11 protein-coding genes are annotated in these 10648 nt (G+C 72.2%); 8 read left to right on the top strand and 3 right to left on the bottom strand.

All coding sequences use genetic code 11. The features are described 5' to 3' along the window. From EYA84_RS18085 to EYA84_RS18075, 3 genes are all read left to right on the top strand, one after another. Nucleotides 1-434: SpoIIE family protein phosphatase (locus EYA84_RS18085; RefSeq protein WP_153227106.1), on the top strand; the 434-nt coding region annotated here is incomplete at its 5' end. Next, nucleotides 431-1780 carry a sensor histidine kinase gene (locus tag EYA84_RS18080; protein ID WP_131054238.1) on the top strand — a complete coding sequence of 450 codons (1350 nt, stop codon included), beginning with the start codon at nt 431-433 and terminating at the stop codon, nt 1778-1780. The genes EYA84_RS18085 and EYA84_RS18080, both read left to right, overlap by 4 nt. 1 nt (nt 1781) lies before the next feature. Continuing rightward, complete coding sequence (locus EYA84_RS18075) at nt 1782-3317, top strand: SpoIIE family protein phosphatase (protein WP_131054237.1); 1536 nt, start codon at nt 1782-1784, stop codon at nt 3315-3317. Between the two features lie 19 nt (nt 3318-3336). Here EYA84_RS18075 and EYA84_RS18070 read toward each other — a convergent pair whose 3' ends face one another. Further along, a complete protein-coding gene (locus EYA84_RS18070) occupies nt 3337-3555 on the bottom strand; it encodes an AlpA family transcriptional regulator (RefSeq protein WP_131054236.1) in 219 nt (72 codons plus the stop codon). Nucleotides 3556-3743: 188 nt separating this feature from the next. Here EYA84_RS18070 and EYA84_RS18065 point away from each other — a divergent pair, with 188 nt between their 5' ends. After that, a complete protein-coding gene (locus EYA84_RS18065) occupies nt 3744-3986 on the top strand; it encodes a flavin reductase (protein ID WP_131054235.1) in 243 nt (80 codons plus the stop codon). 62 nt (nt 3987-4048) lie between these two features. Here the strand turns inward: EYA84_RS18065 and EYA84_RS18060 are convergent, their stop codons facing one another. Further along, a complete protein-coding gene (locus EYA84_RS18060; protein ID WP_131054234.1) occupies nt 4049-4882 on the bottom strand; it encodes a helix-turn-helix domain-containing protein in 834 nt (277 codons plus the stop codon). Between the two features lie 31 nt (nt 4883-4913). Here EYA84_RS18060 and EYA84_RS18055 point away from each other — a divergent pair, with 31 nt between their 5' ends. Genes EYA84_RS18055 through EYA84_RS18040 form a run of 4 tightly spaced genes read left to right on the top strand, consistent with a single transcriptional unit; the run spans nt 4914 to nt 8258 of the window. Next, entirely contained in the window at nt 4914-5480 is a 567-nt protein-coding gene (locus EYA84_RS18055) for a TIGR03086 family metal-binding protein (protein ID WP_131054233.1), read from the top strand. A 32-nt stretch (nt 5481-5512) separates the two neighbouring features. Further along, nucleotides 5513-6049, top strand: coding sequence for a PadR family transcriptional regulator (locus tag EYA84_RS18050; protein ID WP_131054232.1), 537 nt, complete (start codon nt 5513-5515; stop codon nt 6047-6049). Beyond that, nucleotides 6046-6747 (top strand): ABC transporter ATP-binding protein, encoded by a 702-nt coding sequence (locus EYA84_RS18045; protein WP_131054231.1) that lies wholly within the window; start codon nt 6046-6048, stop codon nt 6745-6747. Before EYA84_RS18050 ends, EYA84_RS18045 begins: the two co-directional genes overlap by 4 nt. Next, nucleotides 6744-8258 (top strand): FtsX-like permease family protein, encoded by a 1515-nt coding sequence (locus EYA84_RS18040; RefSeq protein ID WP_131054230.1) that lies wholly within the window; start codon nt 6744-6746, stop codon nt 8256-8258. Before EYA84_RS18045 ends, EYA84_RS18040 begins: the two co-directional genes overlap by 4 nt. 72 nt (nt 8259-8330) lie before the next feature. Here the strand turns inward: EYA84_RS18040 and EYA84_RS18035 are convergent, their stop codons facing one another. After that, nucleotides 8331-10427, bottom strand: coding sequence for a S9 family peptidase (locus tag EYA84_RS18035; protein ID WP_131054229.1), 2097 nt, complete (start codon nt 10425-10427; stop codon nt 8331-8333). Nucleotides 10428-10648 lie beyond the last annotated feature (221 nt).

The following is a 10648-nucleotide window of genomic DNA, read 5'->3' as shown; positions in this document are numbered from 1 at the left end:
CGCTCGCCGCGTTCCGTGGTGCCCCGGCCGCCGCCCCGGCCGAGGTCGTCGCCCACCTGCACCGCTCGCTGTCGCACACCCGTGGTGCCGCGCTCGCGGTGGCCGAGCCGGACCCGGCGGGGGCGGTGTTGCGGTACGCCGGGTTGGGCAACATCAGCGGCGTGGTCATCGACGCGGATGGCCGGCGGCGTGGCCTGGTCTCGCTGCCCGGAATCGCCGGGCACCAGCGGCCCACGATCCGGCAGTACGACTACCCGTTCGGCCCGGACAGCCTGCTGGTGATGCACTCCGACGGGGTGGTGGACCGCTGGCGAATCGAGGATTATCCCGGCCTCGTCGGGCGGTCGCCGCTGGTGACGGCCGCCACGTTGCTGCGCGACGCCGGGACCCGACGCGACGACGCCGGAGTACTGGTGGCAAGGTCCTGGTCATGACCACCGCCTCGCTGATGCAGATGGCGCTCCGGGTCGAACAGGACATCTTCGTGGTCCGCCAGCGTGGCCGCGAGGTGGCCGGCGTACTCGGCCTGGAGCACCAGGACCAGGTCCGGATCGCCACCGCGATCAGCGAGGTCGCCCGGGACCTGTTGCGGGCCGTCGGCGGGGCGGACGTGGTCTTCGCCGTCGCCGACACCGTGGACGGCCGTCACCACCTGCGCGTCGACCTCGTTCCGGTGGCGCCGCTGCCGGACGGGCGCTACCAGCCCGAGTCCGGCGCGGTGGCGCGTCTGGTGGACACACTCGGCGTGGTTGCCGAGGAGCAAGTTACGGTCGTCAGGATGTCGCGACGGATCCCGGCCACCGCTCAGGCGCTCACCCCCGAGCGCCTCGCCCAGTTGCGCGCCCGACTCGCCGAGAGCGCGCCGGGCACGGCGGAGGAGGAGCTCGCCACCCAGAACACCCAGCTCATCGCCGCCCTCGACGAGGTACGCACCCAGCGCGACGAGCTGGCCCGGCTCAACGAGGAACTGGAACAGACCAACCAAGGTGTGATGGCGCTGTACCACCAGCTCACCGACGAGCTGGAGGCGACGAACACGGGCGTCGTGGCGCTCTATGCGGAGCTGGACGAGAAGTCGGCGCAGTTGCGTGCCGCGAGCGAGTCCAAGACGCGGTTCCTGGCGAACGTCAGCCACGAGCTGCGGGCCCCGGTCACCGCGATCATCGGGCTGGCCCGGCTGTTGGGCGACTCCGCCTCCGACCCGCTCACCAGCGAGCAGGAGCGCCAGGTCGGCCTGATCCGTGGCTCCGCCTCGGATCTGCTGTCCCTGGTCAACGAGCTGCTCGACCTGGCCAAGGCGGAGTCCGGCCGGATCGAGCCGGCCATGGCGGACGTGGACCTCAAGGCCCTCTTCGGACAGTTGCGGGGCACCCTGCGGGCGTTGCCCACCGCCGGTGACGTGGCGCTGGTGGTGGAGGAGCCGCCGTCACCGGCCACACTGCGGACCGACGAGGTGCTGCTCGCCCAGGTGCTGCGCAACCTGCTGCACAACGGGTTGAAGTTCACCTCCGAGGGCGAGGTGCGGCTGCGCGCCGAGCGGCACGACGGTGGCTGGCGGCTCTCCGTATCGGACACGGGGTCAGGCATCCCCGACGAGCTGCACGAGCGGGTGTTCGAGGAGTTCTACCAGGCGCCGGGCCCGGCGCGGACCGGTGGCACCGGCCTCGGCCTGCCGTACGCCCGGCGGCTGGTGACCCTGCTCGGCGGCACCCTCGACCTGGCCAGCGAACCCGGCCGGGGCAGCACCTTCACGGTCTCGCTGCCAGCGGACGGAGTCTGACGTGGACGGCGCCGCGACAGTTCTCGTGGTCGACGACAGCCGGACCAAGCGCTACCTGTTGGTGAGCTGGTTGACCCGGGCCGGTTTCACCGTGCTCGAAGCCGAGACGGGCGGCGAGGCGTTGCGCCGCGTCGGGGTCGACCCGGTCGACCTGGTGGTGCTCGACGTCCGGCTGCCGGACATGAGTGGCTTCGAGGTCTGCGAGCAGATCAAGGCGGCGCACCCGGCGCTGCCGGTGATCCACGTGTCCGCGCACGCGATCGACACCGCCGACCGCACCCAGGGGCTGACCCGGGGGGCGGACGCCTACCTGGCGGAGCCGATCGAGCCGGAGGAACTGGTCGCCACCGCCCACGCCGTGCTGCGCTACTACCAGGCGCGGCAACGGGCCGAACTGCTCGCCGAACGCCTCACCGGGTTGGCCGACACCACCATGGCGGTGCACTCCGCGCCGAACTTCGCCCGGCTGCTGGAATCGGCGGCGGCGGGAGCCGCCGAGATCTTCAAGAGTCCGGCCGCGGTGGTCGCCGAGACCTTCGACGGTGACTGTCTGGCCGGGGTCTCCACCGGTCCCGGTGCCGAGGGCCGCATCGTGCCCTGGGTGGTCGACGACACCGGGGTTCCGACCGGCACCGTCGTCACCGTGCAGGAGCCCGCCGGTTGGGCGCTCGTCGACTGGCCGACCGACGACACGGTCACGGTGGCCGCCGCCCGGCTGCGCGAGGACCGCGCGCCGATCTACGTCGTGGTCCCCACCGCCACCCAGACCGCCCGTACGCCGGTGCTGGTCCAGCTCGCGCAGGCGGTGGCGTCGGCGGCGGAGGCGCAACGCTCCTTCGACGAGGAGCACCGTATCGCGGTGACCCTGCAACGCAGCCTCCTGCCACGGCGCATCCCCGAGATCGCCGGGCTCGACCTGGCCGTCCGGTACGAGCCGGCCAGCGCCCGGACCGAGGTGGGCGGCGACTTCTACGAGCTGGTGATGCTCGACGGCCACCTGCTGCTGGCCATCGGCGACGTGGCGGGCCACTCGCTGCACGCGGCGACGGTGATGGCCGAGCTGCGGCACGCGGTGCGGGCGTACGCGGTGGAGGGACACCAGCCGGGCGAGATCCTGCACCGGGTCAACGAGTTGATGCGGACGTTGCTGCCCGACGAACTGGCGACCATCTGCGTGCTGCTGCTGGACCCGTCCACCGGACACGTCCGGCTGGCCAGTGCCGGGCACCTGCCGCCGCTGATCAATCAGGACGGCAAGGTCGAGTACGTGCAGCACTCCGCGCCGCTGCTCGGCGTACGCGCTCCCCGTCCGGCGGATCTGGAGTTCGTCCTGCCGGCCGGCGCGACGATGGTCTTCTACACCGACGGGTTGATCGAACGGCGGGACGCCACCATCGATGACGGACTGGCCGCCCTGTCGGTCAGCGCGTCCCGGGTGGACGACGACCTGGACCGCTTCTGCGAGCGCCTGCTCGTCGAACTCGCCCCGCACGAGATCCAGGACGACGTCGCCGTCGTCGCCCTCCGCCGCCGCTGAGGCGTTCCTGAGGGGTGATCTACCCCTGCTCGTCGTCGTCCGCCTGGCGTGGCTGGCGGTACTCGGCGATCCAGGCTTCGACCTCGGATTTAAGCCAGACGGAGCCGCCCATGAGGGTCTGAAACGGCTTCGGGAAGGCGGGATGCCAGACGAGCTGGCGGAAGCGTGACCGCCCGACGCCGAGCATCTGCTGAATCTCGCCTGGACCGACCAGCGGGCCGGGCACCTCGTCGCCCATGTCGCCGAAGGTAGACACAGCCATGCCTACCCAAATAGGTGTTCCCTATTCGGCCGCCATATATGGCCTGCCACATTTGACAGGGGGGTCGGTGTTGGGTTGGGATCGGGGTAGGCCCCTCGGCTGCTGGAGGCCGAGCCCGGCGGCCGAGGGCTTGCCGCCCGTCCCACCCCCGGGAGGAGCCCCGAATGGCGCAACGGCACGCCCCCGTCAGACCCCTCTGGTTCTGTGCCGCCTGTGCGCACGGTTGGCCGTGTGCGCCGGCCCGAGTCGAGCTGGCGGCCGACTACGGCCCCGGTCGACTGCTCGCGCTGGACATGGCCGACCTGCTCACCGAGGCGACCGCCGACCTGACCCGGCTCGGAGCGCCACCCGAGCCGCTGTACTTCTACGTCCGGTTCCTCGGCTGGGTCCGCAATCCGCCCCGATGACCGCTCACGCCGCCGACCAAGACCCCCTGGCGGGCCTCCGTCGGCGGCGAGTGGCGACGCGGTCAGTGTCGCCGGGAAGATGGCCGAGCGCGATCCTGGTCGGCGTACGCGCCGGGGGAGACGCCGGTGACGGCGGTGAAGTCGCGGATCAGGTGTGCCTGGTCGCTGTAGCCGAGTTCGGCGGCGAGGGCGGCCCAGTCGGGTGTGTTGCCCGCCGCTCGCTCGATCGCCTCGTGCAGCCGGTAGCGGCGGATCATCCACTTCGGGCCGACACCGATCTGGCTGAGGAAGAGGCGTTGCAGTCGGCGGACTGAGAGACCGTTGTCGCGGGCGAACCCGTCGACCCGCCGTACGTTCCGGTCGGTCCGGATCGCCTCGGCCAGCCGCATCGCCTCGTCGGTGACCGGGGCGGGCCGGGGTTCCCAGCCGGTCAGAAGGTCGTCGAGGGCGCGGCAGCGGGCGGCATCCGTACCGGCGCAGATCGCCGGGCTCGGTGCGGCGGCCGGCGGCCAGTGGTCGGCCAAGTCCGCGAACGACCGGCGTCGGCCCGTCAACTCCACCATCGGGCGACGCCAGAACGGGTGGAAGCCGCCCGGCCGGAACTGGATACCGCAGACCTGCCCGGTGTCGGCGAGTGTGGTCGAGAAGAGGCTCAGGCCGGGCCCGGCCACCTCGGCGTGTTCCGGACCGTCACCCTCGCGCGCGAACACCACGTTGACCGCTGGGTGCGCCACTACCCGCTGCTCGAACGGCTCGGTCAGAGCCCAGTCGACGAGCCAGTAGTGCTCGACCCATGGGCGTAGCGGTGCGGCGGGCAGGTGCCGACGGAAGCGGACCCGTCGCATCAGCCCGGCCGGTTCGAGAATGCCCCGGCTGTCCCCGCGCAGCTGTCGCATTTCTTCAAGACCACCCTCATACGCTGCCCATATGGCGACTCAGACTAGCGATCTCCTGGCGCTGGCGGCGCCGCGTACGGTGGCGGTGGTGCGGGCGGTCCGGGACGACCAACTGCACCTGCCGACGCCCTGCCGGGACTACGCCGTCCGCGATCTGCTCAACCATCTGTACGACGTGGTGGTCGCCTTCCAGGCGCTCGCCGCCCGGGAGCAGGTGACCTTCGCCGCCAAGCCCGATCACCTGCGCGAGGGCTGGCGGGACCGGTTCGAGGCGGAGACCCGTCGACTGGTCGCGGCATGGTCGGACCCGGCCAGCGAGGAGGGTGTCTCGCCGGGGATGGGGATGCCGCAGCCCGTGGTCGGCGGCATGGCGCTGCTCGACCTCACCGTGCACGGTTGGGACCTGGCGGTCGCCACCGGCCAGCCGTACGAGGCGGCCCCGCAGACGGTACCGGTGTTGCGCGAGTTGGTCGCACAGCTCGGCGCGCAGGGCCGCCAGATGGGTGTCTTCGCCGAGGAGGTGACCGCTGGCCCCGCCCTGCCGGAGCTGTCCCGGCTACTTGGAGCGACCGGACGGGACTCGGCGTGGAGTGCTTGACGGCAGCTATTCGCTGAGTGAATAGTGGGCTGGTGTCCACGTCGCACGTTCTGCTCGGGCTGCTCGCCACCGGCACCATGCACGGATACGAGCTGAAGCGGGCGTACGACGAGCGGTTGCCGCAGGCCCGCCCGTTGGCGTTCGGGCAGGTCTACGCGACGATCAACCGGCTGCTCCGCGACGGTCTGGTGGTCCCGGCGGTGCAGGAACGCCTCGCCGGACCGGACCGGACCGCGTACGCGCTGACCGACGAGGGACGGGCGGCACTGGACCAGTGGCTGGGCAGCGTCGAGCCACCCATGCCGCACGTCAACAGCGCGCTGTTCGCCAAGGTGGTGGTGGCGCTCCTGGACGCCGACGCGGAGCGGGCCCGGACATACCTCGTCGCGCAGCGGCGGGCCCACACCGATCGGCTGCGCGAGCTGACCGCGCTCAAGACGGCACCGGAGGCCACCGTCGACGACGTCGTGGCAGCCGACTACGCCATCGCCCATCTCGACGCCGACCTGCGCTGGCTGCGCACCACCCTGGAGCGGGTCGCCGACTGGCACCGGGAGGTGCACTCGTGACGCAACTTCAGGCACGCGCGCTGGTCAAGTCGTACGGGCCGACACCCGCACTGCGGGGCCTCACCCTCGACGTCGCCGAGGGCGAGATCGTCGCGGTGACCGGGCCGAGCGGCTGCGGCAAGTCCACCCTGCTGCACTGCCTCGCGGGCATCCTGCGGCCCGACGCCGGTGAGGTGACCTGGCGCGACCACCGCATCGACACCTGGTCCGAGGCGGCCCGGTCGCGCCTGCGGCGTACCGATTTCGGGGTGTTGTTCCAGTTCGGTCAGCTCGTCCCGGAGCTGACCGCGGCGGAGAACGTCGCGCTTCCGCTGCTGCTCGCCGGCACGGGGCGGCGAGCAGCGCGGACGGCGGCGATCACCTGGCTGGACCGGTTGGGCGTGGCGGACTGCGCCGACGTGCGGCCGGGGGAGATGTCCGGCGGGCAACAGCAGCGCTGCGCCACCGCACGGGCTCTGGTCACCGAGCCACGGGTGCTCTTCGCCGACGAGCCGACCGGGGCGCTCGACTCGCTCACCGGCGAGCAGGTGCTCACCACACTCGTCCGGCTCACCCGCGAGCAGGGCACGGCGGTGGTGCTGGTGACGCACGAGCCCAGGATCGCCGCGTACGCCGACCGCGAGATCGTGATGCGCGACGGCGTCATCGACCACACCGGTCTCGGGCTGGACGCGCCGCTGACCGGCGGCGCGCGGTGAGACCGGGGACGGCGGCCCGGCTGGCCCTGGCCGGCAACCGCACCGACGCCGCCCGGGTGGTCCTGACCGCGCTGAGCGCCACCCTGGCCGCCCTCGCCGGGCTGGCGGCGATGACCGTGCTGGCCATCGAGAAGCCGCCGGGCCACGACTGGGAGCAGTCCCAGCAGTACGCGAACGCGCTGCTGCGCGAGCCGGGGCTGCGCGGCGGCACCGCCTTCGCGCTGCTGCTGCTGGCCGTACCCGTGTTGGCCCTGGCGGGGCAGAGTGCCCGGCTCGGTGCCCCGGCCCGGGACCGCCGCCTGGCCGCCCTGCGGTTGGCCGGCGCGACCCCGGGTCAGGTCACCCGGGTCGCGATGCTGGAGACCGGCCTCGCCGCGCTGGTCGGGACGCTTGTCGGCCTGGCGGTGTACCTCGGCGGGCGGGAACTGCTGCACCGCCCGGACGCCCAGGGTCAGCTCGCCCTGCCCACCGACGTCCTGCCCTCGGTGCCGGCGATCGCGGCGGTGACGCTGGGGCTGCCGCTGCTCGCGGCGGTGGGCACCGCGTTGCTGCTGCGCCGGGTCGCCACCACACCGCTGGGCGTGTTCCGGCGGGCCGGTCGGACCCGGTCACCCCAACCCTGGCCGGCACTGTTCATCGGCGGTGGTGTGGTGGTGACCGCGTTGGCCGAGCCGCTGCGGGAGGCAGTCGAGGGCGTCGACACGGACTGGATCGCGATCCTGTTGGCCCTCGGTCTCTTCGCCGTCGTGACGGGGGTGGTGCTCGGGACCGGATGGCTGTCGCACGCCGCCGGGCGGCTGCTGCACCGCCTCGCCCGAGGCCCGGCGACGCTGCTGGCCGCGCGACGGCTGACCGACGACCCGTGGACCAGCAGCCGCACCTTCGCGGCGCTGCTGGCCAGCGTCCTCATCGGTGCCGGTGCGGCGACGTTCCGGGCCTACTTCCAGCTCCGGCAACGGATCGAACAGGAGGAGAGCCTGGCCGCCGAATACCTCGGCGACGACCGGTCCTTCTATCTGAACACCATGGACCTGGTCGACCTGGCGGTCCTCGTGGCGGTCGTCATCGCCACGGCGGGCCTGCTGGTCACGCTGGTGGAGGGCATCGTCTCCCGCCGCCGGGCGTACGCCGCGCTGGTGGCCACCGGGGTGCCCCGGACCACCATCGGCACCTCGATCCTGGTCCAGGTGCTCGCGCCGGTGGTGCCCGCCGTGCTGCTCACGGTCGGCGTCGGGTACGCGATCGGGCGGCTGTTCACCGGCGACGTGGTCAGCGGCGGCTACACCCAGGAGGTGTGCCGGGCGCGCGCGGAACTGTGCGACGACCCGGCCACCCGCCCGCTGCACGTCGAACTCGTGCCGGTCGAGCGCGTGGTCCGCACGCCGGACGTACCCCTGGAGCAGCTCGCGCTGGTCGGCGGCGGTGCGCTGCTCGCGGTGCTGGTCACGGTCGGGCTGGGGCTGCTGTTCCTGCGGGCCAACACCGCGATGGAGGAACTACGAACCACCTGAGACGGCGTCCGCCATGGCCCAGGGCAGGCGCGCCCTGGGCCATGAGCGGCCGGTGGCCGGATGACGGGACGGTCAGGCGCGGCCGAGCCGGTCCAGGGTCCAGGCGTTGACGAACGCCTCCTCCCGCCAGGCGTCGTAGCGACCGCTGGGCCCGCCGTGGCCCGCCTCCATCTCGGTCTTGAGCAGGTATTCACCCTGCGGCGCGACGGCCCGCAGCCGGGCGATCCACTTCGCCGGCTCGTGATAGAGCACCCGGGTGTCGTTGAGGCTGGTCATCGCCAGGATCGCGGGGTAGTCGCGGTCGGCCACGTTCTCGTACGGGGTGTACGACTTCATGTAGGCGTACACCTCCGGGTCGGCGAGCGGGTTGCCCCACTCCTCCCACTCGGTGACGGTCAACGGCAGCGACGGGTCGAGGATCGTGCTGAGCGCGTCCACGAACGGCACCTGCGCGACGATGGCGGTGAACGCGTCCGGCGCGAGGTTGGCCACCGCGCCCATCAGCAGCCCGCCAGCCGAGCCGCCCCGGGCGAGCAGTCGGTCCGACGACGTCCAGCCCGCCTTGGCCAGGTGCCGGGCGCAGGCGACGAAATCGGTGAAGGTGTTCTTCTTGGCCAGCAGTTTGCCGTGCTCGTACCAGCTCCGGCCCAGCTCGCCGCCGCCCCGGATGTGGGCCACCGCGAAGATCACTCCACGGTCCAGCAGGGACAGTCGACCGACCGAGAACCAGGGGTCCATGCTGGCCTCGTACGAGCCGTACCCGTAGATGACGCAGGGTGCGGAGCCGTCGCGGGGGGTGTCCCGGCGGCAGACCAGCGAGATCGGCACCTTGGTCCCGTCGTCGGCCAGCGCCCAGTCCCGGTGCTGTTCGTAGTCCTCCGGCCGGTACTCCCGCCCGTCCGGGCCGGGCAGCACCGGTCGCCGCCGCAGCAGCGTCATCTCGCGGGTCACCAGGTCGTAGTCGTACACCGAGTCCGGGGTGACCAGCGAGGTGTAGCGCAGGCGTACCCGCCCGGTGCGGTACTCCGGGTTCGAGTCCAGCCCGACGGTGTGCAGCAGCTCCGGGAACGCGATGTCGTGCCCGTCGCCGCCGCCGACCGGCAGCACCCGCAACCCGGTGAGCCCGTTGGCGCGCAGCGTCACGACCAGGTGGTCGGCGAAGGCGTCGACGGCCTCCAGCCGGGTGCCGGGGGAGTGCGCGATCAGCGGCACCCAGTCGCCCGGGGCGTCGGCCGAGGTGTACGCCAGCGCGAAGTCCTCCGCGCCGTCGTTGTGCAGGATCAGGAACCGGTGCCCGTGGTGTTCCACCGAGTACTCGACGCCCTGCCGGCGGGGGGCGATCACGGCCGGCTCGCCGGTGGGGTTGCCGGCCGGGATGACGCGTACCTCGCTGGTGAGCTTGCTGGCGATGTCGATCAGGATGAAGCGCTCCGAGCGGGTCAGCTCGACCCCGACCCAGAACCGCTCGTCGTCCTCGGAGTGCACCACCACGTCGTCGGCGGCGGCCGTACCGAGCACGTGCCGCCAGACCCGGTGCGGACGCCAGGCGTCGTCCACCGTCACGTAGAACAGCACCGAGGCGTCGGCGGCCCAGGCGGTGCCGTAGAAGGTGTCCGGGATCTCGTCGGGCAGCAGCTCGCCGGTGGTGAGGTCCTTGATCCGGAGGGTGAAGCGTTCCTTGCCGGAGAAGTCGGTCGAGTACGCCAGGAAGCGGCCGTCCGGGCTGACGTCGAAGGCGCCCAGCGAGAAGAAGTCGTGGCCCTCGGCGAGCAGGTTGCCGTCGAGCAGCACCTCCTCGCCCTCCAGCGGGGCACCGGCGGGGCTGATCGGCGGCGTGGTCTCGCCGTCACGGACCGCCCGACGGCAGTGCACGCCGTACTGCTTGCCCTCGACCGTCCGGGAGTAGTACCAGTGCCCGCCCTTGCGCGTCGGCACCGACAGGTCGGTCTCCTGGGTGCGCCGGCGGATCTCCTCGAACAGTTCCGTGCGCAGGTCGGCGAGGTGCGCCGTACGTGATTCGGTCCAGGCGTTCTCGGCCTTGAGGTAGCCGATCGTCTCAGGGTCGTCCTTGGTGGCCAGCCAGGCGTACTCGTCGACGACGACGTCGCCGTGGTGGACGCGTTCGCTCGGCACCTGCCTGGCTACGGGTACGGGGGTCTCGGTGGTCACGGCGCCACGTTACCGGCAGGCCGGGCGTCTCGGGCGGCGCAAATGCCCACTTCGTCGTTCGAACACATGTACGATCGCTGCCATGGTGCCAGCGCGTTCCACCGGCGGGTCCGGTGCCCTCGACATCGCCCGTCGCCTTACCGACATCTGCGGCTCCCGCTTCGCCCGGTTCGCCGGCCCGGCCGACGAGGTGGCCGGGCGAGCGGCCCGCTGGGTCGCGG

It is taken from the genome of Verrucosispora sp. SN26_14.1 (assembly GCF_004307965.1).
GTDB lineage: Bacteria > Actinomycetota > Actinomycetes > Mycobacteriales > Micromonosporaceae > Micromonospora.
This window is presented reverse-complemented; position numbering and strand designations above follow the sequence as displayed.